Origin of the sequence: Fodinibius sediminis, from assembly GCF_900182555.1 — a bacterium.
GTDB classification, from domain to species: domain Bacteria; phylum Bacteroidota; class Rhodothermia; order Balneolales; family Balneolaceae; genus Fodinibius; species Fodinibius sediminis.
Window position 1 is genome coordinate 77,777 of the sequence record NZ_FXTH01000010.1, and the last position, 25,677, is coordinate 103,453.

Annotated in this window: 20 protein-coding genes; 6 read left to right on the forward strand and 14 right to left on the reverse strand. The window is 50.3% G+C overall.

All coding sequences use genetic code 11. From position 1 onward, the window contains the following. Window positions 1–42: 42 nt before the first annotated feature. The 3 genes from acs to FN808_RS12015 form a co-directional block, all read right to left on the reverse strand. Window positions 43–1,941, reverse strand: a complete 1,899-nt coding sequence (gene acs / locus FN808_RS12005) for an acetate--CoA ligase (protein ID WP_142714843.1) — start codon at window positions 1,939–1,941, stop codon at window positions 43–45. 145 nt (window positions 1,942–2,086) lie between these two features. After that, on the reverse strand, window positions 2,087–3,778 hold the full coding sequence (locus FN808_RS12010; protein WP_142714844.1) for a sodium:solute symporter family protein: 1,692 nt from the start codon (window positions 3,776–3,778) through the stop codon (window positions 2,087–2,089). Window positions 3,779–3,816: 38 nt separating this feature from the next. Next, complete coding sequence (locus FN808_RS12015; protein ID WP_142714845.1) at window positions 3,817–4,080, reverse strand: DUF4212 domain-containing protein; 264 nt, start codon at window positions 4,078–4,080, stop codon at window positions 3,817–3,819. Between the two features lie 301 nt (window positions 4,081–4,381). On the opposite strand from FN808_RS12015, the gene FN808_RS12020 reads away from it, so the two are divergent. Both FN808_RS12020 and FN808_RS12025 read left to right on the forward strand, forming a co-directional pair. Further along, window positions 4,382–5,821: a TlpA family protein disulfide reductase gene (locus tag FN808_RS12020; RefSeq protein WP_185958377.1), complete on the forward strand. Its 1,440-nt coding sequence runs from the start codon at window positions 4,382–4,384 to the stop codon at window positions 5,819–5,821. 24 nt (window positions 5,822–5,845) lie between these two features. Next, window positions 5,846–6,979: a glycoside hydrolase family 3 protein gene (locus FN808_RS12025; RefSeq protein ID WP_221930033.1), complete on the forward strand. Its 1,134-nt coding sequence runs from the start codon at window positions 5,846–5,848 to the stop codon at window positions 6,977–6,979. A gap of 54 nt (window positions 6,980–7,033) precedes the next feature. On the opposite strand, the gene FN808_RS12030 is transcribed toward FN808_RS12025, so the two are convergent. Next, a complete protein-coding gene (locus tag FN808_RS12030; protein ID WP_246068349.1) occupies window positions 7,034–7,921 on the reverse strand; it encodes a YihY/virulence factor BrkB family protein in 888 nt (295 codons plus the stop codon). Window positions 7,922–8,030: 109 nt separating this feature from the next. On the opposite strand from FN808_RS12030, the gene FN808_RS12035 reads away from it, so the two are divergent. The 3 genes from FN808_RS12035 (at window position 8,031) to FN808_RS12045 (ending at window position 10,965) form a co-directional block, all read left to right on the forward strand. Further along, the gene (locus FN808_RS12035) at window positions 8,031–8,624 is read left to right on the forward strand and encodes a DinB family protein (RefSeq protein ID WP_142714848.1); all 594 of its coding nucleotides are present in this window, start codon (window positions 8,031–8,033) and stop codon (window positions 8,622–8,624) included. Between the two features lie 310 nt (window positions 8,625–8,934). Continuing rightward, on the forward strand, window positions 8,935–9,633 hold the full coding sequence (locus tag FN808_RS12040) for a TetR/AcrR family transcriptional regulator (protein WP_142714849.1): 699 nt from the start codon (window positions 8,935–8,937) through the stop codon (window positions 9,631–9,633). Window positions 9,634–9,636: 3 nt separating this feature from the next. Further along, complete coding sequence (locus tag FN808_RS12045; RefSeq protein ID WP_142714850.1) at window positions 9,637–10,965, forward strand: ABC1 kinase family protein; 1,329 nt, start codon at window positions 9,637–9,639, stop codon at window positions 10,963–10,965. 230 nt (window positions 10,966–11,195) lie between these two features. Here FN808_RS12045 and FN808_RS12050 read toward each other — a convergent pair whose 3' ends face one another. Together FN808_RS12050 and FN808_RS12055 are read right to left on the reverse strand one after the other, a co-directional pair. After that, window positions 11,196–11,645, reverse strand: a complete 450-nt coding sequence (locus tag FN808_RS12050) for a BrxA/BrxB family bacilliredoxin (RefSeq protein ID WP_142714851.1) — start codon at window positions 11,643–11,645, stop codon at window positions 11,196–11,198. Window positions 11,646–11,775: 130 nt separating this feature from the next. Next, a complete protein-coding gene (locus FN808_RS12055; RefSeq protein WP_142714852.1) occupies window positions 11,776–12,384 on the reverse strand; it encodes a superoxide dismutase in 609 nt (202 codons plus the stop codon). Window positions 12,385–12,618: 234 nt separating this feature from the next. On the opposite strand from FN808_RS12055, the gene sthA reads away from it, so the two are divergent. Further along, on the forward strand, window positions 12,619–14,076 hold the full coding sequence (gene sthA, locus FN808_RS12060) for a Si-specific NAD(P)(+) transhydrogenase (RefSeq protein WP_142714853.1): 1,458 nt from the start codon (window positions 12,619–12,621) through the stop codon (window positions 14,074–14,076). Between the two features lie 3 nt (window positions 14,077–14,079). Here the strand turns inward: sthA and FN808_RS12065 are convergent, their stop codons facing one another. The 8 genes from FN808_RS12065 to FN808_RS12100 form a co-directional block, all read right to left on the reverse strand. Next, the gene (locus tag FN808_RS12065) at window positions 14,080–14,790 is read right to left on the reverse strand and encodes a DUF429 domain-containing protein (RefSeq protein ID WP_142714854.1); all 711 of its coding nucleotides are present in this window, start codon (window positions 14,788–14,790) and stop codon (window positions 14,080–14,082) included. 20 nt (window positions 14,791–14,810) lie between these two features. Further along, window positions 14,811–16,598 carry an aspartate--tRNA ligase gene (gene aspS / locus FN808_RS12070; RefSeq protein WP_142714855.1) on the reverse strand — a complete coding sequence of 596 codons (1,788 nt, stop codon included), beginning with the start codon at window positions 16,596–16,598 and terminating at the stop codon, window positions 14,811–14,813. A 403-nt stretch (window positions 16,599–17,001) separates the two neighbouring features. Then, window positions 17,002–17,574 (reverse strand): RNA polymerase sigma factor, encoded by a 573-nt coding sequence (locus FN808_RS12075; RefSeq protein WP_142714856.1) that lies wholly within the window; start codon window positions 17,572–17,574, stop codon window positions 17,002–17,004. 193 nt (window positions 17,575–17,767) lie between these two features. Beyond that, a complete protein-coding gene (locus tag FN808_RS12080; protein WP_221930034.1) occupies window positions 17,768–19,912 on the reverse strand; it encodes an outer membrane protein assembly factor BamB family protein in 2,145 nt (714 codons plus the stop codon). Window positions 19,913–19,953: 41 nt separating this feature from the next. Continuing rightward, the gene (locus FN808_RS12085; RefSeq protein ID WP_142714858.1) at window positions 19,954–21,318 is read right to left on the reverse strand and encodes an AGE family epimerase/isomerase; all 1,365 of its coding nucleotides are present in this window, start codon (window positions 21,316–21,318) and stop codon (window positions 19,954–19,956) included. 35 nt (window positions 21,319–21,353) lie between these two features. Beyond that, window positions 21,354–22,784, reverse strand: a complete 1,431-nt coding sequence (locus FN808_RS12090) for a mandelate racemase/muconate lactonizing enzyme family protein (protein ID WP_185958378.1) — start codon at window positions 22,782–22,784, stop codon at window positions 21,354–21,356. Window positions 22,785–22,817: 33 nt separating this feature from the next. Beyond that, a complete protein-coding gene (locus FN808_RS12095; RefSeq protein ID WP_142714860.1) occupies window positions 22,818–23,756 on the reverse strand; it encodes an RraA family protein in 939 nt (312 codons plus the stop codon). 163 nt (window positions 23,757–23,919) lie between these two features. Beyond that, a complete protein-coding gene (locus FN808_RS12100) occupies window positions 23,920–25,326 on the reverse strand; it encodes a mandelate racemase/muconate lactonizing enzyme family protein (RefSeq protein WP_142714861.1) in 1,407 nt (468 codons plus the stop codon). Window positions 25,327–25,677 lie beyond the last annotated feature (351 nt).

Sequence of the window (25,677 nt, forward strand, 5' to 3'; positions counted from 1 at the left end):
TGGTGTGCCTTGGATATTGGATTGACAGGTGGCGGTTTGTCACTAGTACGCCTTACCGGCAATAATCTCATCCACTACGCTGGGATCGAGCAGGGTGGACGTATCTCCCATGTCGTCCGTTTCCCCGGCGGCAACGTTGCGCAATATACGGCGCATGATTTTTCCGGATCTTGTTTTAGGAAGCCCATCCACGATCTGAATTTTATCAGGCTTTGCGATTGGGCTGATAATCTTCGAGACCAAGTCATGAATTTCTTTCTTGAAATCCTCTGGTTCAGAGACCCCGTTGTCGCACGTCATGAATGCAAATATTCCTTCGCCTTTCACATCATGGGGATACCCCACAATTGCAGCTTCAATCACCTTGGGATGTTCATCGATGGCATTTTCAATTTCTGCCGTTCCCAAGCGGTGGCCCGATACATTTAATACATCGTCCACCCGGCCTGTAATACGGTAATAACCATCCTCATCGCGGCGGCATCCATCACCCGTAAAATAGTATCCGGGATAGTCGGCAAAATAGGTTTCCTTGTAGCGTTCCTCATTGCCCCAGATACCCCGCGTCATACCCGGCCACGGATATTTGATCACAAGATTGCCCTGCACGCCATTGCCATCGATTTCTTTTCCGTTCTTATCGACCAGGGCCGGTTGAATGCCGGGCAGCGGAAGTGTGGCGAATCCCGGTTTGGTAGGCGTAACACCAGCCAGAGGCGAAATCATTATACCGCCTGTCTCTGTCTGCCACCACGTATCCACGATAGGGCATTGTCCATTACCGATCTTGTCGTGATACCAGTGCCAGGCCTCTTCATTAATGGGTTCGCCTACACTGCCGAGTACTTTGAGCGAGCTGAGATCATACTTGTTCACATATTCGATATCCTCCTTCATCAGCGCACGGATGGCTGTTGGCGAGGTGTAAAAGTGCGTGACGCCATACTTTTCGCAAACTTCCCAGAGACGGCCTGCATCCGGGTAGGTGGGGGTTCCTTCAAAAATAATGCTGGAAGCCCCATTGAGCAGCGGTCCATAAAGAATGTAAGAGTGACCGGTGATCCATCCTGCGTCAGCTGTACACCAATAAACATCCTCCTCTTCAACCTGGAAGACATTCCGGAAGGTGTAGCTGGTGTAAACCATGTATCCACCGCATGTATGAACCTGTCCCTTGGGTTTGCCGGTAGAGCCGGAAGTATAGAGAATGAAGAGCGGATCCTCGGCATCCATTTCGACCGCTTCATGTTCTTTCGGGGCATTGCGGATCAACAGGTGCCACCACTCATCGCGGCCTTCCACCCAGTCGATATCCCGGTTGGTACGCTGGCAAACAATCACTTTTTTGACGGAGGGACAATCTTCCAGAGCCTCATCGGAAATATCCTTGAGCGGAACATGTTTCTCCCCCCGGCGCAGCCCGTCGTTGGTAATCAGCATCTTGGCGTCACAGTCCTGGATACGCTCGGCCAGCGACTGCGCAGAGAAACCGGCAAATACGATAGAGTGAACCGCACCGATTCGGGCACAAGCCAGAGCCGCAATCATCAGTTCAGGCGTCATGGCCATGTAAATAGCCACACGGTCTCCCTTTTCAATACCTTTTGATTCCAGGACATTCGCAAAGCGGCATACATCTTCATGAAGCTGGCGATAGGTGATTGTCCGGCGAAAGGAGTCGGGATGGTTGGGTTCAAAAATGAAGGCCGTCTTATTGCCAATGGTATTGAGATGGCGGTCAAGACAATTTTCGGTGATATTGAGCTTTCCGCCTTCAAACCACTTCACATCCCCGTTTTTGAAACTGCCGCTGTGCGTTTCTTCCCACCGCTTTCGCCAATAAAAGGTCCCTGCTTCGTGCTCCCAAAACTCTTCGGGATTTTCAACGCTTTCCTTGTAAACATCCTTGTATTCTTCAAATGAATCGATATTCAGCCACATATAACAATCAAATTTAAATTGAACCTATTTTTATATCAGTAAATCCTATATTAAATATTATTGAGACATAATCAAGTGCTTGCAGATTAAAAAAGCAAAAAAATGTTACTTTTTGTGCAACTATTTTTCTCTGTTTCCCACTGCCTTAGTGCTTGATTTCTCTCGGTTTGCCGGGATACCTGATTTCTTCCACCATATCCTGCACATCCTCGGGGGGATCCGCCGTCAGCCTGGATACCACCACTGCAATAACGAGGTTCACCAGCATGGCTACGGTACCGAAGCCCTCCGGTGAAATGCCGAACCACCAGTCGTCGGGCGTTCCTCCTCCGAAACCTCCCAACTTGTACTTTATCATATAAAACAGCATCAGCACTATACCGACAATCATGCCGGTTATTGCTCCCTGTCGATTCATCCTCTTGTCAAAGATGCCCAACAGGATCGCCGGGAAAAAGGAGGCAGCTGCCAGGCCAAAGGCCAGAGCAACCGTCGCTGCCACAAAACCGGGCGGGTTAATACCAAAATATCCGGCCACCAGGACGGCAAAAGCCGCGGCAATACGAGCCCATACCAATTCGCCCTTTTCAGAGATAGACGGCTTGATTTGTTTCTTGATCAGGTCGTGGGCAATACTGGTTGATATTACCAACAGCAAACCAGCTGCCGTCGAAAGCGCGGCGGCCAGTCCACCGGCAGCCACCAGAGCAATCACCCAGTTGGGGAGATCCGCAATCTCCGGGTTTGCCAGTACCATGATATCCTGGTCGATGGTCAACTCATTGGTCTGCTCATCGGCGACATACTGGATTCTCCCGTCGTTATTCTTGTCATCAAAACCCAGGAGGCCCGTCTGTTCCCAGTTGCTGAACCAGGCCGGGACTTCTTCATATTCTTCATTGGAGACGGTTTCAATAAGATTGACCCGGGCAAAGGCTGCAATAGCCGGGGCGGTCGTATACAGAATTGCAATAAACAGAAGCGCATAGCCCACAGACTTTCGTGCATCCCGCACTTTGGGAACAGTAAAAAATCGAACAATTACGTGCGGCAGGCCCGCTGTTCCTACCATCAGGGCCAGTGTTATGGCAAAGACGTCGATGGTTGATTTGGTGCCGGAGGTATACTCCGCAAAACCCAGTTCCACGTGCAGCTGGTTCAGCTTCTCCAGCAGATAGGTTCCTGAACCGTCAGCGATGGTACTCCCAAAACCAATCTGTGGAAATACACTCCCTGTCAGCTGAAATGAGATGAAAAAGGCCGGAACCATATAGGCAAAAATCAGGATGCAGTACTGAGCCACCTGGGTGTAGGTAATGCCTTTCATGCCTCCCAGCACGGCATAGAAAAAAACAATGATCATTCCGATATAAACGCCCATGTCGATGGAAACTTCCAGAAACCGGGCGAAAACCACGCCCACGCCCCGCATTTGTCCGGCCACATAAGTAAAGGAGACAATGATGGCGCATATCACGGCCACGGTTCGGGCGACATTGGAATAATAGCGGTCTCCTATAAAATCGGGAACCGTGAATTTACCAAACTTCCTGAGGTAAGGGGCCAGCAGAAGAGCCAGCAGTACATATCCCCCGGTCCAGCCCATCAAATAGACGCCGCCGTCATACCCCATAAATGATATGAGGCCGGCCATGGAAATAAAAGAAGCCGCCGACATCCAATCCGCCGCTGTTGCCATGCCGTTTGCCAGTGGGTGAACCCCGCCGCCGGCAATATAAAAATCACTGGTGGAACCAACTCTCGACCATATTGCGATACCCATATATACGGCAAAGGTGGCCCCTACCAGTATATACGTCCACGCTTGAATATCCATATAACTATAACCCTGCTATTATAAAATTACCCTTATTATTACCCTTCGTGCACATCATATTTTTTATCCAGCCGGTTCATAAGCCAGACATAGACAAAAATAAGAACAACGAATACATAGATGGACCCCTGCTGTGCAAACCAGAAGCCCAATTCAAATCCGCCCATCTCTATGGTATTCAGCTGATCAGCAAATAGAATACCGAAGCCGAACGACACCATGAACCAGATGACCAGGAGAATGCTGACATAGCGAAGATTAGCATGCCAATACTCTTCCATCTTTTCCTTCTTCTTTCCCATCACCCTATTTTTTGATTAGCTGTTCCATTACTCCGAGAACGATGGCCCTTCTCTTAACGTTGAAAAGAATCCGCCTGACAGGTGCCTGTAAGGCGGAGAGAAAAGCCGTCCGAAAATTTCCTTTACAACTTAATAATATAAATCCAAAGCGCAAGCAATAAATTTTGTATGGTTTCCCTTCGATTTGTGAAATATCTCTTGCAAAACGAAACTTTCAGTTTATCTTAGGATCCTCCGCATTCATGGCGAGCCGTTATCATGCCCAAAAATTCAGCAATATGTTATCATGAGTCTTTGCTCCATGTCATTCCGCAAAATTATTCTCATCGCTTTTCTGCTGGTAACTGCCTCCTGTGCCCAAAAGGAGCAGGGAGCATCTATCTCAGGCTCTGTTGACTATGTGGGATCAGCTCAATTTTATATCAGCCAGCAGCCGCTGCACTACAAATATTCTGACAAGATTGAGCATCCCGTCGCCGTAGATGAAAACGGAAACTTCAGCCTTTCTATACCCGTAGATTCTGCACAGCTCGTGCGTTTTCATATTGATGAACAGTCCTATCCTTTGTATCTGAAGCCGGGCCGCGGTCTGCAGCTGACCATCAGTCGCGCCGATTTTCCGGCCGCGGTAGATGTGGATGGCTATTCTGAACCCTGGGATGAAACCTATGCGACCTACCTTGAGAAGGAACAACCGCTGCTGATGCAAATTAATAACCACCTTCCCGCTTTCCGGGAAGGAGATTCCACGGCCGTCCTGGACCTGTACAAAAAACGATACGAATTAGCCAAAGAATATTTTGCCTCCACTCCTTTTGAGGATCTTTATTTTAAGGCCATAGGCGAATACCTGGTCAAGCGGCTTGAATCGATCACCTATCAACGAACAACACCCGGTTTCCACCCGCAAGAAGAGCGAGCAGAGGTGTTGCAGACCGCCCAAAAGCTTGATTTTTTCACGTTCCGTTCGCTTCATGCCCAGCGGGCCGGCATCCGTGACTTCACCAATGCCTTTGCCAATACCTTTGGTGTTGCAGACCGCCTGGAAAAAAAGCTGGGGCAATCCCTGATGCAATACGACGTGAAGCGCCTCGGGTACCCCACCCTCGATTCAGCACGCACCTCTGTTCTGAAACATATCGACGGCCGCCGTGCCAAAGCCTATGCACGGCTGTATCTTGTGGCCGAACGTATCGGGGAGATGCCGCTGAAAACAGCCGAACCCAGCTACAGGGCTTTCCTGGATGACTATACAGACTTCCCCCGTTATACAGACTTTCTGATCTCCTTTTACAAGGAAATTAAGCGTGTTTCCCCGGGCCAGCCGGCCATTCCTTTTACACTCCCTACCGCAGCAGGTGAAACCCTCCGGATGCAGGACTTCCGCGGCCGGTATGTACTGCTTGATTTCTGGGCCAGCTGGTGCATCCCGTGCCTCGATGAATTTCCCCATATGCGGAAATTGTACAACAACTATTCGCGGGATCAGTTTGAGATCCTGGCAATATCCATCGAAGAAGACAGCCTCCGCTGGCGACAGGCGACGGAACAATTCCAGAACCCCTGGCCCCAGCTTTATGGAGGCCATGGCTTTGAACAAGAAACCTTTTCAGCCTACCGCGGCGGGGGGATTCCTTTTTATATCCTGGTGGGGCCGGAGGGGAATATCCTCCGTTACAACGATGCACGCCCCTCCTTCAACCTGCCCCAGATCCTGGACAGCCTGATCACTCAACCTTAACCCATACGTTTTTACAGACTGATCATGATGAAATCAACCGCCTTGTTTGCCACCCTGATTACGGCCTTTTTTGCCACCGGCGCCTGCAGCCAGGACGGCACCCCCGACACGACGAACGAACCGGTCTCCCTGGATCAAAAAATAGGCCAGATGCTGAATGTCGGGTTTCGTGGCACCAGCCTCTCAGACACCAATCACATCGTACGGGATATTAACCAATATCACCTGGGAAGTGTTACCCTTTTTGACTATGACGTCCCGAAAGACACGGCTCTGCGCAATATTCAATCTCCCGACCAAGTCAAAACACTCATCAGCGACCTTCAGGAGCAGGCACAGACTCCGCTCTTTGTTGCCGTTGACCAAGAGGGCGGCCAGGTAGCCCGACTCAAGCCGGAACGAGGCTTTCCGTCCACGGTATCGGCACAGTACCTCGGAGAGCTCAACAATAGCGACAGCACGCGCCACTATGCACGACAAATGGCCCGAACGCTCTCTGAACTGGGATTCAACCTTAATTTTACACCGGTGGTAGACCTTAACACCAATCCCGGCAATCCCGTTATCGGGGGATTGAAGCGCAGTTTCTCTGCAGATCCGCAAACCGTGGTCAAACACGCTTCCATTTATATCCAAGCATTGCACGAACAGGATATCGTGACGGTGCTCAAACATTTCCCGGGACACGGCAGCTCGGAAAAAGATTCCCATCTCGTCGTAGTGGATGTAACCGAAACATGGTCGAAAGAGGAACTTATTCCCTACCGGAAGCTGATTAATGACGGCCTGATAGATATGATTATGACGGCTCATATCTTTAACGCCCAATGGGATACGACCTATCCCGCTACCCTCTCGAAACCGGTCATCACCGGCATGCTGCGCGATCAGCTGAATTTCGAAGGGGTCATTATTTCCGACGATCTGATGATGGGAGCCATCCGCAAGGAGTACGGCCTTGAAACCGCGGTCAGGCAAGCGCTTCTGGCGGGTGTTGATATTCTTACCTTCGGCAACAATGCCATTTACGATCCCGAGATTGTACCCAAAGTAAACAGCATCATCCATCGTCTGCTTGAAGAGGGAGCCATCAGCCCGGAAAGAATTGATCAATCCTATCAGCGGATCATGGCCCTTAAAAAGCAGCGGCTCCGGTAGCCCTGTCGGCTTCATTATCTATACAACAGAAACCAGAAGCTTTTTACACGAAGATCAGCTGCGATCGCTATTAGGCGTTTTGAAAGAACGCTCCCGGTAGCTGACCTCCCCCCCGAACATCCGGGTGTACTCCCTGGTGAAAAAAGCACCCACCAGCACAATCTGCACATTGTAATAGATCCAAATCAGAAAAATGACGAACGATCCGGCTGTCTTGTAGGCCGGCTCAAGCGCTGACTCGGAAAGATACCATCCGACCAGCATTTTGCCCACCATAAAAAGAAGGGTGGTGAATAGAGCACCAGCAGCAACATCCCGCAGCCGCATGACCACATCAGGCAGTACCTTGAAAAGCGTCACAAAAAAGGCCATCGCCAGCAGTATGTTAGTCACGGTGCTGCTCATTTGCACCATAAAAAGATCGCCTGTCCCCCAAAACAATATAAGCACCCGCTCCATCCCGTAGAGAATGCTTTCGGAAATCAAACCGAGCAGCAAAAGAAGGCTCACAGCCCCGATAAACAGCAGGGCCTTAAAACGGTTCCACAGGAAGACCACGACCATGCCTGTCTCCGGCTCCGGGACCTCCCAGATCATATTGAGACTGTATTTAAACTGGGACAACAGCGTAGTGGCTCCAAAAAGAAGCGTAACCGCCGCAGCCAGCGAAGACCAGAAACCCGAGGAACTACGTGAAGCGGTAACCGCCATTTCCTGGATCGAGTCGGCAATATCATTGCCCACAATCGCATACAGAGTTTGCTGGAGTTGAGCCTGTCCTGTCTCCCCTCCCAGCACGAGACTGAGCACCCATACCACAATAATGATCAGCGGGGCCGTAGAAAAAATAGCAAAAAATGCGATAGCAGCCCCATGCAAACCCATATCGAAGTTCCGTATCTGCTCAAATAGCTGTTTAAACAGCCGCTTTATTTTGTCCATTAATTTCAAAACGCTATCCCCAATGACTATGTTATAATAGCAAATCGCACAGTTGATGCTATCTCTAATCTATCCCTTAAGATAACCCTTCACAAGGATATTTCTTCCCATGATTCTCCGATACAGCTATGACTGGTTTATTCAACAGTTTGAACAGGCCGGGGAAACCGCTGAAACTTTTCTTCTCTCCGTCGATGAGGCGCATTTCCTTCAGTCCCCTTCCGCCCAGCAATGGTCCATTGCCGAATGCTATCACCACCTCATCAAATTTGGGAATATTTATCACCGGAACCTGGACCGCCGTCTCTCAGGTAATCCCGCCACTACCAATGATATTGATCAGGATTTTCCACCCCGCTGGTTCTGGAAAAAAGTTGCTGATTTCTTCGAACCGCCCTACACCTTCAAAATGAAAACGGTATCCCCGATGCGCCCCGATGCAGTGAGCAGATACAACCGGCTGGAGCTGCTGGACGAGTTTATAAATTTGCAGGAACGATTTGTGAGCCAGCTCAGATACGCGAGAAAGGAAAGCGTCAGCTTGAGAGGCACCAAGGTGCCCCATCCCCTTCTAAGCCTGCTGCGGCTGACCTTTTCCGAGTACTACCTCCTGACGCTGGCTCACCAGCGGCGCCACCAGTGGCAGGCCGAACAAACTCTGTCAGCATTAGAGGAAAGCTACGACAAGTCTGCCAATACCTAGCAGAGCCTGGGTTTCATGAGCCGGCGGCCTCCTCTGTATTCCGGACATGACTTCCCGCAACATGCCGGCAAAAAACATTACACCAGGGGATTGAATCGGAGACAATCTTTGTTAATCCTATACACTGCAAACGAACTGACATTATGCAAAAATAACATCATTAATTGATAACCTTCCAGCAGAGGATATAATGAAACGGGCGATTCATACGTTTTCCCTACGAATCGTCAAAATGCACCTGCAGCACCGGCCCTGGAGTGATTATCCGTACAGCCCTAGCAACAATATCTAACTAGAAACAATTTTCACCATGTCGACTCTTGATCCTGAAACGCTCGAAATAAAATATGCCATTGCAGACGCCGCTGTGGATCTGTATCTCAAGGGCAACGGCTATTTTGTGATAAAAGATGTGGCAAAAGCCACAGGCATCGATCCTGCTGATGTATTTGACTACTTCCCGAACAAAGAAGCCATACTTCAGTTTTATTATACCGCCATTATTTACCGCTACCGTTTCATGATTGATGAAATCAGCGGTTTCGAAGCCTACTCGATCAGTGAAAAATTTTCAAACTTTGCCTATGCAAGCTTTGACATGCTGGATGAAAAACCGGCTTTCGTGGATAACACCTTTGAGCAGCTCATCCTGCAGTCACACACCACAACCGATTTTGAGCAGGAAGTGGAAAAACTGCTAAAGGAGTTCCTGGAAGAAGACTCCCGGTTGTCGACCGGCTCTACCATCATCATGAATAGCTGCTTCTACGCTTTTCTCCGGCGCAAGTACCTGGAGACCATTCGATTCCGAATTTACGATACGAGTGAGGGGCACGAGCTGACCATGGAATTCATCGATAAGCTGACCAGCCTTTTGCAGGAGCTGCTGTACAACACCATTCTCGACCAGGGATTTGAACTCGGAAAGTTCCTGTATTCCAACAAAAAGACTTTCCTTAACCAGATGCCCCTTATTAAAAAGATCTTTTCCAAAATAGAAATTCGATAATTTATGAACGAAGATTTTCCATCCTCAAAGTTCGAACGCGGCAAAATTTTTGCCAAAACCGGCCTTAAAGTCGGCACCAATTATGCCAAACGATACCTGAAAAAATCAATTGGACAGAAAGAGAGCCAGGAAGAGGGGCGGCAGTTCCACTCCGAGAATGCCCGGCAGATTTTTAATGAATTTACAAAACTGCGCGGAACTGCCCTCAAGATTGCCCAGTCGCTGAGTATGGACGAGGGCATGCTCCCCGATGAATTCGCCGAAGTGATGAGTGAAGCGCAGTACAGCGTACCCCCCATCAACAAGGCACTGGCCCGCTCCATCATCAAGAAAGAGCTCGGAGACTACCCGGAAGCACTGTTCAGTCATTTTAAACCGGATGCCATTGCCGCGGCCTCCATTGGACAGGTGCACGAGGCCCGCCTCAAAGACGGTGAGAAGGTTGCCGTCAAGATTCAATATCCCAACGTGCGCAATACCATCCACTCGGATATGGCCATGGCCAAGTCGCTGGTCAAACGACTGGCCAAGCGGGGGGCTAACCTCGATGACTATTTTGATGAGGTGGAAGCCACCCTGCTGGAAGAAACCGACTACCGGCAGGAAGGGCAGTATATCGAGTACTTTCACCAGCGGTTTCACGGTGACACTATTGTCACTCCCCGCTGGATTAAAGAATTGTCCTCCCGGAAAGTACTGACCATGACTTTTGTGGAGGGCCGGCACCTCAAAGAGCTCCTCGAAATGAATCCCAGCCAGGAAGAACGCAATCATTTCGGACAGCTGCTCTGGGATTTCTTCCACGACCAGGTGGAGCAGCGCAACTTCATCCATGCTGACACCCATCCCGGCAATTTCTTTTTTCGGGACGACGGCCGACTGGGTGTTATTGATTTCGGATGTGTCAAAAAGTTTGATGAGGAGTTTACGCAAAATTATATGCAACTGCTGCCAATGCACCTCAATGGCGATGAAAAAGCCATCCGGGAACTATACACCCGGCTGGATATCGTCAAGGAACATCCGGACAACCCCCGGAAGGAGGAAGAGTTCTTCCAGTTTTGCAAGAATTACGGCAATACCTTTGCTCTGCCCTACATGAATAATGAGTTTGACTTTGGCGATCCGTCGTTTAAGCGGAAAATCAACCATTACGCCAAAAGGATGCCGATTATGAATGAGCCCCGCGGCGACAAGAACTTCATTTACAGCACGAAGGTTCATATGGGGCTGTACAGTATCCTCATGAAATTGAAAGCCAGAATCGACACTCGGCAAAGCAAGGAGATTACCCAGAAGGTGCTGGGTGAGATGGAGCAGGAACAGTTGTAATCTATTGGCGTTCTATCCTATGCTGAAAGTTGCCAACATCTTCAAGAACGAAGGCCAGACATAAGGGGGCAAGGCAATGGTTGATGAGAGGCACGGTCATTCAGGGGAGGAGAACCCGATGCCTGTCCCAGTCGTCATGAAATCAGGTGTACAACGACCTTCTTTATTCCTTCAACTATAAAAAGCCGGTGATAAGAACCACCGGCTTTTTATGAAACGATTATTCTCAGTTATTCTTCCTCTTCCTGGCCGTTGAAAGCCTCAAAAACCATCTTCAGGTCGCTGGCTACTTCCTGCTTGGTACGCCCCTCAATACGGTGGCGTGGAATCATAGCCTTGATCTCGCCATCCTGGAAATAGGCAAATGCCGGTGAAGATGGCGGATACTCGCTGAAATATTCACGGGCGCGGGCGGTGGCTTCCTTGTCCTGCCCCGCGAAAACAGTCACCATATGATCCGGTTTGGTATCGGATTCGTCAAGGGCAATCTTTACACCCGGCCGGGCATTACCCGCTGCACAGCCACATACCGAATTAATCACCATCAGCATAGTGCCTTCGTTATACTCTTTCATCGCGCGGTCAACATCATCAACCGTTTTTAACTCCTCGACGCCTAAATCGGTCAGTTCCTCACGCATCCAAGAAACATCGGGACCAGTTCCTAATCCAAATTGCATAATAAAAACATTCTTTCGTTACGGCTACTATTAAATAATAAATATAATAACCTTTTGTGAAGTATTGAAGAAGAAAACGCCCCACAGCTGTCCGTGGAGCGTTTCCTGAAGCAGACTATATCAGCGGCTATTACGTAGCATCCGCATAGTTCTCATTCACCTGATCCCAGTTGATCAGATTCCAGAAATGTTCAACATAGTCGCCGCGCTTATTTTGGTAATGCAGGTAGTAAGCATGCTCCCACACATCCACGCCGAGAATTGGGGTCAGCCCATTCATATAGGGACTGTTCTGGTTGGCCGTCGAAAGCACTTCCAGGCTTCCATCATCTTTGACGCACAACCATCCCCATCCGGAACCAAATTGTCCGGTAGCCGCGTTGTTGAACTGCTCCTTGAAAGAAGCAAAGCTGCCAAATTCATCGTCGATGGCGTCCGCAATATCGCCAGTTGCCGGTCCTCCTCCGTTCGGAGTGAGAATGGTCCAGAATAATTTGTGATTGGCGTAACCTCCGCCGTTGTTGATCACAGCCTGACGGATATCCTCGGGCACTTCGTTAATCCGCTGCAACACTTCTTCAATGGGAAGATCAGCAAACTCATGTCCTTCCAATGCTGCATTCACCTTATTCGTATATCCCTGATGATGCTTGGTGTGATGAATTCTCATCGTTCGCTCATCAATGTGAGGTTCCAATGCATCATAATCGTATGGAAGATCGGGTAATTCGTAAGCCATAATTATTACAAGTTTAAAATTTTAGAGTTAGTAATAGTGTATGAATATGATATAACTCTTTACAAATCAATGTGTTAAATTTAGCATCTTATTCGCATACTCCCAATCAAAAACGGTGATTAATTCGTTCCAATTTAAAAAAAATTAAAACTATAGCTGAAAACAGAGAAATCCTTCGCAAATTCATCTATTTTACTTTTATTGTCACAAAACAATTAGCTACTAATAAATACCATGAGCCGAGATTATAATGTAATTATTATTGGCAGCGGACCGGCAGGATTTTCGTGTGCCATGCAGAGTTCCAAATTTGACCAGAAGGTATTGGTTGTCGAATCCCATGAAGACTATTTGGGCGGTACCTGGATCAATACCGGCACCGTTCCCAGCAAAGCCCTGCGCGAGGCTGCCAAAACCATTCTGGAATTCAACAATCAGTTCGGCGATCATGAAAGCAGAAAGCCCTATGAGCGGTTTCGTATGGCCGACCTTCTGCAGTACAAGCAGGAAATCCTGGAAAAAGAAAACCGCAAAGTTAAAAATGATTTCATCAACAACAACGTAGATGTAGCCCGCGGTTTTGGCCGACTGCTCGACGACCATACCGTCGAAGTGGAGACGCACCTGGGAACTACCGAAACCTACACGGCTGATTATATCCTGCTGTGCACGGGAAGCAGTCCCACCGAGCCGGGGACTTTTGAAATAGAGCATAACAAGATCCTGGATTATAAATCCATCCTTGACCTCACGCATATTCCCCGCCGGCTCGTTGTTATCGGCTCCAGCGTCAGCGCTTTTGAATACGCCACCATTTTTGCGGCACTCGGAACCCGCATTACGCTTCTCAACGAACAGGACGACTACCTGACCTTCCTGGATCATGAAATCAAGGAGCATTTTCAACAGGCGCTTCACGACCGCGGCATTACCGTAAAAAATGGTATTTCAATCCAGGATGTGGAGTTCAATCCCCTGCGAAATAACACGGAGGTCAAGTTCAAGGCCAATACCGGCGAACAACAGCTCCAGGTTCTCGAGACTGAACATGTGCTGTATCTGGGAGGTCGCAAGCCCAACGTTGGTAACCTTAACCTCGACAAGGCCGGCGTCAAAACGGATGAAGATAATTTTATTATTGTCGATGAGAACTATAAAACCAATGTTGACAGTATCTATGCTGCCGGCGATGTGATCGGCTTCCCGAGTCTGGCATCGGCCTCCTTTACACAGGGACGGCTGGCAGCCTGCAATATGTTCAGCATTTCAAGTTTAGAAATGCCCGAGCAGATTCCCTATGGCATCTATACCATTCCGGAAATCTCCAACATCGGCATGACCGAGCAGGAAGCTGAGAAAATGGGCCTTGATATCACCGTGGGACGTGCATACTTCAGTGAGATCACCAAGGCCGACATGACCAATCACAACGACGGGCTGCTCAAGCTGGTTTTTAATACGGAGTCACTCAAGCTGCTGGGCGTCCATATTCTCGGCAATGAAGCTGCCAACCTTGTGCACCTCGGGCAAGCGGTCATGGCTCTGGACGGAGACGTGCGGTACTTTATCCAGCACGTGATGAACTACCCTACCCTGAGTGAGGCCTACCGCATTGCTGCCTTCAATGGCGTCAACAGCGTCTACAAGGAGGGTGTGCAATACAAACAGATCCTGGAAGAAAAAAACTGCTGATCGCTATACGTAGTGAATAGCCATTTTCAGCCCGGTAGCATCGGTGGGGGGATCTTCCGGAAGAGTCTTAACCTCCCGGTCGAGCGAATACCGGGCGAACAGGGCCAACACCATTGCATCCACAATGTCGTCCTCATCCACCTGGTTGCGGCGGTACTCTTCCTTGATATCCCGGAAAAAGTCGTCCGCAAATTTGCTTTTTTCCTTGAGCAGCCCCAATCGATGGCGCAGCCCCTTCTTGGTTGCTTTTTTCTGGAGGATGGCGTTCCCACCATTGAGCTTTTGAAACAACAACTCGGGGTGACTCTCATACACTTTCTCCCTGAGCGTCTCATCCTGCTGCAAAAACTGGTCGACTGTCTTGATGTTGGGTGTAATATTCCACGACTGGATAGACACCTTCTTGCCCGTTATTTCGTAGCTGGTCATAGAGGCTTCCGCATAGGTGGGGGCATGCAGGGCCGGGCGAATGGGAGGATTGAAGACACTGGCCGTATAATCTGGTCCCAGCACATCACGCAACTCACGATCGCAATCCCGCACATAGGCCTCTTCTTCAAGACCGATGGGCACATCAATAAAGATGCGGTCGTAAGACTCAAAAAAATTACCCAGCTCCTGGTCCGATTCCAGCAGCCAGTAGCCCGCATTGTTGTTATCCAGGGATATGGCAATCCATCCCGCCCGGCAGCCGTCAACACCTAAGGTTTTCAAAGTTCAGCTCCATTCATTTTTTATTCGTGTTCTGGTCCCACTCCTCGCTTCAGACGGATATGCAGCTCATCCAGCTGCTCCTGGTCTACGTAGTCGGGGCTGTTGTCCATCAGGCTCTGTGCTTTCTGGTTTTTGGGGAAGGCAATCACATCGCGCAGGCTGTTGCCCCCGGAAAGAATCATAATAATTCTATCCACGCCGAGTGCGATGCCTCCATGGGGCGGCGCCCCGTATTTAAACGCTTCGAGGAGGAATCCAAACCGCTCTTCGGCTTCCTCCTCATCGATGCCCAGCAGGCTGAACATGCGCTTCTGCAGCTCCCGGTCATGGATACGAATGGATCCTCCTCCTATTTCATAACCGTTGAGAACCAGGTCATAGGCCCGCGAACGCACAGACACGGGGTCTTCTTCCAGCTTGTCAACATCTTCCTGGTAGGGAGCCGTAAATGGGTGATGCAGGGCCTGGTAACGCTGTTCTTCGCGGCTCCACTTCACCAGCGGAAAGTCGGTTACCCAGAGAAAATCAAATTCGTCTTCGTTGATAAGGTTGTGCTCTTCGCCCATCATCAGTCGCAGCTTGCTCATCTGGTGGTAAACATCCGGGCTCGGTCCGGCCAGGATAAGTACCAGGTCCCCCATAGCGGCATCGGCCTTTTCAACCATGGCCTCCACGGTTTCCTCCTTGAGGAATTTCTCCACACTGCACTTCACCCCGTCTTCTTCATTGAGTTTGATATAAATAAGCCCGCCGGCCCCGGTCTCGTCCTGGACCCGCTCGGTCAGCCGGTCAATGGCACCGCGCCCCATGCTTCCCTGCCCGGGCACCGTAATGCCAAGCACCGCACCGCCTTTCTCAACAGTGCCTGAAAAGATCTTGAACTCTGAGTCCTCAACCAGCTCCGAGAAGTCCGCAAACTCCAATCCAAAACGGGTATCCGGCTTGTCGGTGCCATAGGTTTTCATCGCCTCTTCATAGGTCATTCGCTTGAACGAGGGCTCAATGTCCTCCCCGATGGTCTCCTTCATCAGCTTCTGCATCAGATCCTCGGTACTGCTCATCACGGCATCCTCATCCACGAACGACATTTCGACATCGATCTGGGTAAATTCAGGCTGCCGGTCGGCCCGGAGGTCTTCGTCCCGGAAACATTTTACAATCTGGAAATAGCGGTCATATCCCGACACCATCAGCAGTTGCTTGTAGGTCTGCGGGCTCTGCGGCAAAGCAAAAAACTTGCCCGGGTTGACCCTGCTGGGCACCAGATAATCGCGGGCGCCTTCCGGCGTGCTTTTCATCAGCACCGGTGTTTCCACTTCTACAAAATCACGTTCATGATAAAACGAGCGAACGGACTGATAAAAGTCGGAACGGAGTATCATATTGCGCTGCAGGTCCGGCCGCCGTAGATCAAGGTAGCGATAGGTCAACCGAATTTCCTCGCCCGTCGCTATATCCTCTTTGATTTCAAAAGGCGGTGTTTCCGCTTTCGCATAGATCTGCAGATCTGTGACCGTAATTTCAATATCGCCGGTATAAAGCTCAGGATTAACATTCTCTTCATCCCGCTCTTCAACCATTCCCTTTACCCCGATGACGTATTCGCCGCGCAGTTGCTCAGCCTTTTCGTGGAGTTCCTTATCGGTTTCATTAAATACAATCTGGGTGATGCCGTACCGATCCCGGAGATCGATAAAGATAACCCCGCCCAGATCTCGCCGGGTGGATACCCATCCATTCAGGATGATTTCTTCGCCCGTATTTTCCGCTGTCAGTTCTCCACAGTTGTGGGTTCGTTTCCACGTCATAAATAAAAACTATTCTTAACTTATATTGACAATCTGTTTTCAGAAGCCTTGAAAATAAGTATTATGAAGACCAATCGCCTATGTTTTTTAAAATCATGGTATTCCTTATCGCATTCAGCTCATTCCCCCCATCACAACCATTCAACTATCCGTGCAACCCCATACATTGACTGCAGTTATAAACATCTGAACTATTTCCCTCGGATACCCGTACCGGTTACAAAAAGGGGTGTTCCCGACAGGCCAATATGAACCGTATTTTCAGGCTGCTCGTGATCCGGGACGGGACATCTTCAAATGGATTGCAGACAGCATGGTAGGATTTAACGATCTGTTGCGGCAAGTTCCATGCCCTGCTTCCTTGACCTCTGCCACGAAGTTTGAGGAATGTAGAGCTCATCCATTAGAGAAATGATGAAAATTTATCTCTCAGGGTTTGCAAGGCTCTACATATCTGTGTATCAACGGTATTCACTGAAATGTCAAGCTCCTTGGCAATTTCCTTGTAGGTCATCCCTTCATAGCGGCTGAGAATAAACACCAACCGACGGCGTGAAGGCAGTTCTTCTATGGCTTTCTTTACTTCTTTGAGCATAAATTTGTTATGGAGCTTTTCATCCACTCTTTTTTTATCCGATGAGTATGAATGAAGGGCTTTTTTTTCTTTTTCCCACTCTCTGACAATTTTTTTGTGACGGCTATGATCTATGGCAAGGTTCCTACCAACTTTATATAAATAGTTTTTTACCTTTTCATTCGGATTTAATTCCCCTCTGTTTTCCCAGACCCTCACGAATACTTCCTGCACCATATCTTCCGCCACCTGACTATTTTGCACATATCCCCATAGAAACCGGTGCAGTCCCGAGTAATATCTTCGGAATAATTTTTCAAAAGCCTCTTTATTGCTGTTGCGTATTTGCTCAACTAACGTTTTGTCAGTCGGCAACGGGCTAAATTTATGAGCAGAATCCATAATCCCATCCCTTTTCTTAAAATCTGCTAAATTTTGTACGTAATCCCTTGCTACTATTATCCCTTTTTAAGTTACCAATAAAAAATTAACAATCAACCTTTGGGCCGAATTGGCCACAGAAGAATAAGGGATAACAGCTTCAATGAACGGGAACACCTTTTCACCACGACAGGGAAGGAGCTTCAGGGCTTTTTTAACCGGGTAAAGCAAACGCCACGTAACAGTCATCGGGAGGAGTCCCCCTTCCCCCGCCCACGGCGATAACGACATACTGCCTGCCGTTACTCATATAGGTTGAAGGGGTTGCAAATCCACCCGTCGGCAGCGTTGTTTCCCAAAGTAATGCACCCGTATCCTTGTCAAAAGCGCGAAATTTTTTGTCTCTGGTACCACCGATAAAGACTAAGCCGCCTGCTGTCACGATGGGGCCACCTGCACTTTCGAGTCCTGTAAGACCGGAGGACTCCAGTTCAGGGTCCGTCCCCAGCGGAATGCGCCACGCTATTTCGCCGGTATGCAAGTTAATGGCATTTAATGTTCCCCAGGGAGGCGTGACAGCCGGAAATCCATCGGGATCCTCAAAACGGCTGTAGGCCGTTACATTGATGTATCTGCCTTTATTTTCAAATCCATTCTCCCCTTCGTGTACCGCCGGCTTTTCCCGATCCCCCTTCTGGTTGAATAGAAAAGCTATAATGGCTTCTTTTTCGGCTTGCGATATATCAGTAAACGCCGGCATCATGCCCCCACCCTGCCTGATAATCTCCAGCACTTCATCTTCTGATCTTTTCTGTGCTATATCTGATAGTGGAGGATAAGTAGGCTGCTGGCCTTTCAGCTTGGAGCCATGGCAGGAAGCACAATTCTGCAGATAGAAGGTTTCGCCCCGTTCAAAAAGGGATTTATCCGGCGAGGGTTCCTGTTTGACCTTTTTAACGGTGGAAATTTCGGGTGTTTCGTTGGCATTGACATAAAGTAATCCCGAATGCGGATCATAAGCCGCACCTCCCCAGTTAGCCCCTCCGCGGGTGCTGGGAAACAGCACTGTTCCCCGGGGATCAGGGGGAGTAAAGAGTCCTTCGTTGCGAAGGGTTCCGAGTTTTTCCTGAACAGCATCATGGGCGGCCTGCGATCTTTCTGTAACGTCTTCTTCTCTGAATCCCTGACGAACGAACGGCTCCGGCTTGACCGGAACAGGCTGGGTTCGCCAGGTCTGTTCGGATGCAATATTGGAAGATGGAAAAGGTTTCTCTTCAATGGGAAAAAGCGGCGTCCCCGTTTCCCGGTTGAATACAAATGTAAATCCGGTTTTGGTGACCTGGGCTACGGCGTCTACCTCCCTGCCATCATGTTGTACGGTAACCAAATTGGGAGGCGCCGGCAAATCATAGTCCCACAAATCATGGTGGACCGTCTGATAATGCCAGACATATTTACCTGTTGAAGCATCCAGCGCAACCAGGGAATTGCCGTACAGGTTTTTTCCCTTGCGATTGCCCCCGTAGAAATCATAGACTGGAGAGCCCAGCGGGATATAGACGATGCCTCGCTCCCTATCCAGGCTCATCCCTGCCCAGTTATTTACTCCCCCGCGGTTCTGCAATGAATCCTGGCTTCCACCGGCCCATGTTTCCGCTCCCTTCTCTCCGGGTTGCGGGATCGTGTGAAATGTCCACTCGACGTCGCCCGTACGAACATTATAAGCACGGATATGTCCGGGCGGTGCCTTATAGCTTTCCCCCACGGCCGAACCCATGATGAGTAAATTTTCATACATGATACCAGGCGAGGAGGCTTTTACCGAAATTTTATCCGGATCCCTTCCCAGGCCAACATTCAGATCTACTTTACCCTCAGTACCAAAATTAGCTATTAATTCTCCGGTTGATGCATCCAGGGCATAGAGATGGGGGCCTGCTGAAAACAGTATGCGCTGGTCGTTGCTATCTTCCCAGTAAACAACCGATCTCATATAGCCCCGGGCCCGGCCGCCTTCAAAAGGATCGAACCGCCACAGTTCTTCCCCCGTTTCTGCGTTCAGAGCAAACACTTTTAAGTACGGTGAGGCCCCGTAAAGCACATTATCAACGATTAATGGATTCGTTTCTATGGTCGAATAATCCTCCTCTTTGGCATCTCCAACTTCGTACTTCCAGGCGACCTCCAGCTGATTGACATTCTGCTTATTAATCTGGCTAAGCGTGGAATAGCTTGAGCTGGCCGCATCACTCTTGTATACTGCCCAATCACTTTCACTCACACCGGAATGGCATCCGACCAAGGCGGTCCCCCCAAAGATAATAGCACATACGATAAAAGAATAAGACCTTATCTTCACTGGAACAGGATTAAAAGACTTCATAGACGGCAGCAAAACCTCTACTCTGAGCTTTCGTTCTGAGCCATCGCCTTCAGAAGCTCCTTCGATCTAAGTAGTCCACGGATGGTGTGATAGTTTCCTTTCCAGATCGTAGCCTTCGGCGTCTTCCGGGCTTCCGGCTCCTCATCCAACCCACTCCGATACCACCCGCCATGTTCCCGGTCAAGCATATACTGTTTAATGTAGGCCCACTGCCGGGCAAACAGATCGAAGTAATTATGCGGATCATCCGGAAAATACCGGGCCATTATCAACAGGGAATGCAGGGCCTCCACCTGAGACCACCACACCTTGGCCTTGGATGTCACGGTCAGGCTGTCATCGCCCTGGAAGTAATAGCCATAATCATAGATCCCACCCTCTTCCTCATCCCAGGCATGTTCGACTGTGTGATCGACCATCTGCTTTGCCTTTGAAAGAGTGGAATCGGCAGGAAACCCCAGGGCGTGAGCGGCCTCCAGCAGGAGGAAGGCGGTCTCAATATCATGACCAAAAGTGATGTGATCAGTATCGAGATGGGCTTTCTGCAGGGCCCGCGACGAGTCGGTATAGACCACCGGCGACCAATCGGCCCGGAAGTTGAGGTTCAAATACCCTTTGTCGGTCACCATGCGGTCGCGCACAATACGGTACATCTCATGCAGTCGCTCGCGGAGCAGAGCGTCCGGCCATACCTGGTACAACTCCGCCAGAGCCTCCAGAATATGGATGCTGCTGTTGTAATCCTTGGGAAACCCCTCGGAATAGGGCTTTCCCTCCCGGGTCAGGCTATTGAAATAGCCCCCGTTTTCAGGGTCATAGGCGCCTTCGTCCAGCCAGCGGAACGCCTCCCTGGCCAAATCCAGCACTTCCGGATCCTTGGAGACCTGGTAGTAGGCGGCCAGGCCATAGATACCGAAGGCATTGCCATAAAGCTGTTTCCGGACGGTATCTCCCTCCGCTATAACCTCACCCTCACGGCTGACCAGCTCATAGAACCCGCCATGTTCCTGATCCCACATGCCCCCCCGGAGAAATTGATAGCCGTGGCGTCCATAATCTTCGAATGCAGTCAGGCCGTTATCGGCCGCGGCTATTTTTGAAGTCGACCAGACATGACGGGCCTGCGTCACGATAAATTTATCCTGGTCTCCCTCTGGCTTCCAGTCGTAGGTAAACTGGCTCAGGTAACCACCGTGCTGCCGGTCCATCACCCGCGGGTACCACAGCTGATACTGATCATTCAGTACGCTGTCTATTTCATTCATAATGGTCCGGGCCCGATCCTGAACCGGGGGCGGACCTGCCTGCGAATCCTTGTTTTCGCACTTCGCCAGGACAAACCCTCCCAGTATTACAACGACCAGTACTCTCAATAGCCTCATAGCTTCTACCTGTCTAATGTTGATCTTGTATGCCTTCAGCTCCACAAGCGGTCCCAGGAACGCACCTCGTTCCACTCCGGGGTGGGCTCGAAAAAGCCTGCATCCTCAATAAGGCTGTCCTTGACCACATCCATGTTCAGCTCCACTCCCAGCCCCGGTTTCTCCGGCACCGTGGCATAGCCATCATCGAAAATCATGGCCGGATCCCCGTCGTACATGTCATACCACCGGTCAACACCCACCGAGTGATGCTCAAGGGTATTGAAGTTCTGAGTGGCCGCCGCTACATGAACCGAAGCCATAAAACCGATGGGCGAGCCCGCAAAATGAAGGTTCATCGCTACCCCGTTGGCCTGGGCATAGTCGCCGATCTTCTTGGTCCCCAGGACGCCCGTCGAGCCCGGGTCCGGGTGAATAATATCTACTGCCCGCTTGTCAATCAGCGGTTTGCACCCCTCCCAGGTGCCAATGTCTTCACCGGTCTGAGTGGGTGTAGTGGTGGCATCGGTGATTTCTTTCCACAGGTTGGTCCACTTCCACGCAACCAGATCCTCGGCATAGGCGATGGTATAGGGTTCCAGCATGCGAGCAATCTTAATAGCCTCGTTGACTCCAAAATGACCAAAATGATCGATTCCCAGCGGGATTTCATAGCCGATGGTATCACGCATGACGCGCACGTACTCCTCCATCAGCTCCAGTCCTTTCTCAGTAATCTGGATGCGCGTGAACGGGTGGTCAATCTGACCGTATTCTCCGGGAGTCCCCGAGTACTGGCTCTGCAGGCGGGAATCGCCCTTGGGGATATGGGCTCCGGAGTTCACCAGGGTGCCCGGGGTCTGCGAGAGCAATTCAATTCCGATGTCCATCTTCAGGGCCTTGTAACCTTGATCCACCCGGGTCTTCTTCATCCGGCGGGCAAATTCGTGAGGGTCCTTGGCCCCTGCCGTGTCGGCATAAAGCTGAATCTTGTCACGATACTTTCCGCCCAACATCTGGTAGACGGGTACACCGTAGGCCTTGCCGGCGATGTCCCAAAGTGCCATCTCCACGGCCGCCACGCCGCCGGCCTGCCGGCCTTCGCCGCGAAACTGTTCAATAATTCCAAGCAGTTTCTCCACATTGCAGGGATTGTGACCCAGAATCCGGCTCTTGAGCATCAGGGCATACTCCTTGGCGCCGCCGTCGCGTACCTCTCCGTAGCCGGAGATCCCCTGATTGGTATCAATGCGGACCAGCGGTACCCGGAAGGGAATGCCGTCCACTTCTGCAATACGCAAGTCGGTAATTTCAAGTTCCGAGGGAGCTGAATTTCTGTTGATATTTGACGCCAGGTGACCGACTTGCTCCTCCAGGGGGCGCATCATCAGGGAACCGAGCCCCAGACCGCCCATCCCGGCCTTCTTCAGAAAATCGCGCCGGCTCTTCCCCTGATATTCCGTGTCATTGCTCTTCCTGTCTGACATAATAGTTGGTAAGTATTTATTGATTGCGTGTGGTTAGTCGTTGAGCAGATTATCGATGGTCCTGGAACTGACCCCCAGCTCGGATTGCAGCCGTTCGCTGTTGGCCTGCAACCACGCCCGAAAATCCTCCTCGATCGCATCGGTCCATTCGGTATCCATCTGACCAGCGGTATAGGTGCCGCTGCGCACCCGTTCGTGGGCGAAGGCGTCGCGGGCACGAATCACCTCTGAGCGCGTCACCACCTGTTCGGCCAGGTGGGGCGGGATAAAAATCACTCCCTCTGGCTTGGCCAGCACCACATCACCGGGCAGCACTGTCACTGAGCCGATCCGCGTCGGCCCGTTGATGGCTGCCAGCATCATTTCCTGGATAAAGGAGGGGTGCCAGTCGCGCACAAAGGCGTTGAAGCCCTCGATTTCGGCCAGGCCCTCACGGTCTCGTGAGGAACCGTTGAATACCACCCCGTTGCCGGAATTGGCATAGATCGTATTGCCCAGGCGATCGCCTATGAGCGTGCCATCCTTTACTTTTCCATAGCCGTCGGCCACGTATACATCGCCCTGCTCGAGCATGTCGATGGGCCAGGTGTTGGGCGGGCCCGACCGATCGGCCTTTTTGCCCTCGCCATCAATGTACTCCTGCACCCCGGGGCGCGCCGGCATATAGGTAGCGGTCAGCGCCCGGCCCACTATGGGCTCCTCCGGATGCAGAATCCTCCACTGCCCTCCTTCAAACTGGTTGTGGTATCCCTCGCCACGGATGATGCCCCAGGCCTCTTCAATAGTTACATGCTCCATGCGCTCCAGGATGTGGTCCGGCACCCGCGGGCGTCCATCATCAAAACGCTCCCCCTCCCAGTGGGGGGTGAGGGCAATAAGCTTTTCCTCTGGGATCGTCTGCGCATTCACCCGAAACGGGAAACATAAACAGAAGATGAAAACAAAAATTGACCAAGACTTTACATATTTCATAATCATTGATTTATACTTTTGGTATCTAATCATTCGTAATGTTAGGTATTCTGAATCGGTGGCCCAAACCGTCCGTGCCTGCCCGGGGTATTATTGCAACAGATCGTCTTAAGCACTTACACAACCAGGAAAACCATGCCAACCCATCACCAGGGGTCCCCTGTCAGCTCCATAGACGGTCCCACGAACGTTGCTGATCCCACTCCGGAGTGGGGGCAAAAAATTCGGCATCATCCATAAGATGTTCTTTTACAACGTCCTCATTCAGTTCCACTCCAATACCCGGCTTCTCGGGGACCCTCACATATCCATCCTGAACAATAGGCTTATCGATGCCCGTAACAAGGTCCTCCCACCATGGATCGTCCACAGAATGATGTTCCAGCCACATAAAGTTTTCAGTAGCGGCTGCACTGTGTACACAACCTAAAAAGGAGACCGGGGAAGCGGCATGATGATGCATGAAACCGATCCCATGCCGGGAGGCATAATCTCCTATGCGTTTGGTCTCTAAAATTCCCCCCGCCGAATTTGGATCGGGATGAACGATGCTCACAGCCTGGTTGTCAATCAGGGGCTTAAATCCTTCCAAGCCAAAAATATCTTCCCCTGTCAGCGTAGGGGTCGTTGAGGAGGTGGTAATTTCTCGCCATTGTTCTGTATACTGCCAGGGGATGATATCTTCGGAGTATGCCAGGTTATACGGTTCGGCCGCGCGATTTATTTTAATAGCCTCGTTTATCCCGAAGTGCCCCCAGTGATCGACCCCCAGTGGTATTTCATACCCAATCTTTGATCTTGTAACATCAATGTACTCCATGAGCCGGTCAATACCTTTATCCGTGATCTGGATCCTTGTAAATGGATGCTTCGTATTTGAATAACTGCCGGCTATCGAGTTCCAGCCTGACAATCCTCCCGGCTGGTTTCTCCAAAACTCGGCATTGACCAGTGTCCCGGGGACATCAGCAATGAGCCCTATACCCACATCCATTTTAAGTGCTGTATACCCCTGATCAATTCTTCCCTGCAACCTGTCGGCAAAAACTTCTGGATCCTTGGATGTGGGAGTATCAGCATAAACCCGAACTTCGTCTCTGTATTTGCCTCCCAGCATTTGATACACCGGCACGCCATATGCTTTCCCGGCCAAATCCCACAGAGCCATTTCAACGCCTGAAACACCTCCCCCCTGCCGCCCGTGACCTCCGAATTGTTTTATTATTCTAAATAATTTTTCCACATTGCAGGGATTCATGCCCAGAATCCGGCTTTTCAGCATCAGTGCATATCGGGGGTCTGCCCCGTCCCTGACATCTCCGTATCCATGGATTTCCTGGTTGGTACTAATCCGAATAATCGGCGCAGCATCATCGACATGGGCAATGCGCATATCGGTAATCTGTAGATCAGAGGGGGCGGAATTCCTGTTAATCCTGGAAGTCAACTGTTCAATCTGACTCCGCTGCGGTGCCATGATCAGTGATCCAAGGCTCATTCCACCCAGGGCGGTTTGCCGCAAAAAATCCCGTCGCTTAATGCCTTTTTTCTCCTTTTTTGATTCTTTCATAGACGCATTCGTTTAAAGTTATTTACCATCATTACTGCAGGTACAGAGCCGTAATGTACAGAAATGGTCACCCTTGGGCCTGCTCTTCTGTGAGCTCAGGAACTGCACCACACCATGCTTTAGAAGCTAACTGAACATCCAAAGGCAGGGCATTATAAAATCATATTCCCTGTATCCTTTTTTACTTCTGCTGTATGCCCTGCTCATTTTCATATCTTATAACGAATTAAAAGCAAAATACCACCACAACTATTTAAATCACCGCGTTGACGACAGGTCCTGTAGTGCTGCCCTGTCCTCCGCCGGCCAACAAAGAGAATCCGGCAGACCTACTCCCTCCCCAATTAGCAT

Excerpts from the sequence above, each read along its gene's own strand:
- acs (WP_142714843.1), bottom strand. The coding sequence starts at position 1,941 with ATGTGGCTGAATATCGATTCATTTGAAGAATACAAGGATGTTTACAAG.
- FN808_RS12010 (WP_142714844.1), bottom strand. The coding sequence starts at position 3,778 with ATGGATATTCAAGCGTGGACGTATATACTGGTAGGGGCCACCTTTGCC.
- FN808_RS12015 (WP_142714845.1), bottom strand. The coding sequence starts at position 4,080 with ATGGGAAAGAAGAAGGAAAAGATGGAAGAGTATTGGCATGCTAATCTT.
- FN808_RS12020 (WP_185958377.1), top strand. The coding sequence starts at position 4,382 with ATGTCATTCCGCAAAATTATTCTCATCGCTTTTCTGCTGGTAACTGCC.
- FN808_RS12025 (WP_221930033.1), top strand. The coding sequence starts at position 5,846 with ATGATGAAATCAACCGCCTTGTTTGCCACCCTGATTACGGCCTTTTTT.
- FN808_RS12030 (WP_246068349.1), bottom strand. The coding sequence starts at position 7,921 with ATGGACAAAATAAAGCGGCTGTTTAAACAGCTATTTGAGCAGATACGG.
- FN808_RS12035 (WP_142714848.1), top strand. The coding sequence starts at position 8,031 with ATGATTCTCCGATACAGCTATGACTGGTTTATTCAACAGTTTGAACAG.
- FN808_RS12040 (WP_142714849.1), top strand. The coding sequence starts at position 8,935 with ATGTCGACTCTTGATCCTGAAACGCTCGAAATAAAATATGCCATTGCA.
- FN808_RS12045 (WP_142714850.1), top strand. The coding sequence starts at position 9,637 with ATGAACGAAGATTTTCCATCCTCAAAGTTCGAACGCGGCAAAATTTTT.
- FN808_RS12050 (WP_142714851.1), bottom strand. The coding sequence starts at position 11,645 with ATGCAATTTGGATTAGGAACTGGTCCCGATGTTTCTTGGATGCGTGAG.
- FN808_RS12055 (WP_142714852.1), bottom strand. The coding sequence starts at position 12,384 with ATGGCTTACGAATTACCCGATCTTCCATACGATTATGATGCATTGGAA.
- sthA (WP_142714853.1), top strand. The coding sequence starts at position 12,619 with ATGAGCCGAGATTATAATGTAATTATTATTGGCAGCGGACCGGCAGGA.
- aspS (WP_142714855.1), bottom strand. The coding sequence starts at position 16,598 with ATGACGTGGAAACGAACCCACAACTGTGGAGAACTGACAGCGGAAAAT.
- FN808_RS12075 (WP_142714856.1), bottom strand. The coding sequence starts at position 17,574 with ATGGATTCTGCTCATAAATTTAGCCCGTTGCCGACTGACAAAACGTTA.
- FN808_RS12085 (WP_142714858.1), bottom strand. The coding sequence starts at position 21,318 with ATGAGGCTATTGAGAGTACTGGTCGTTGTAATACTGGGAGGGTTTGTC.
- FN808_RS12090 (WP_185958378.1), bottom strand. The coding sequence starts at position 22,784 with ATGTCAGACAGGAAGAGCAATGACACGGAATATCAGGGGAAGAGCCGG.
- FN808_RS12095 (WP_142714860.1), bottom strand. The coding sequence starts at position 23,756 with ATGAAATATGTAAAGTCTTGGTCAATTTTTGTTTTCATCTTCTGTTTA.
- FN808_RS12100 (WP_142714861.1), bottom strand. The coding sequence starts at position 25,326 with ATGAAAGAATCAAAAAAGGAGAAAAAAGGCATTAAGCGACGGGATTTT.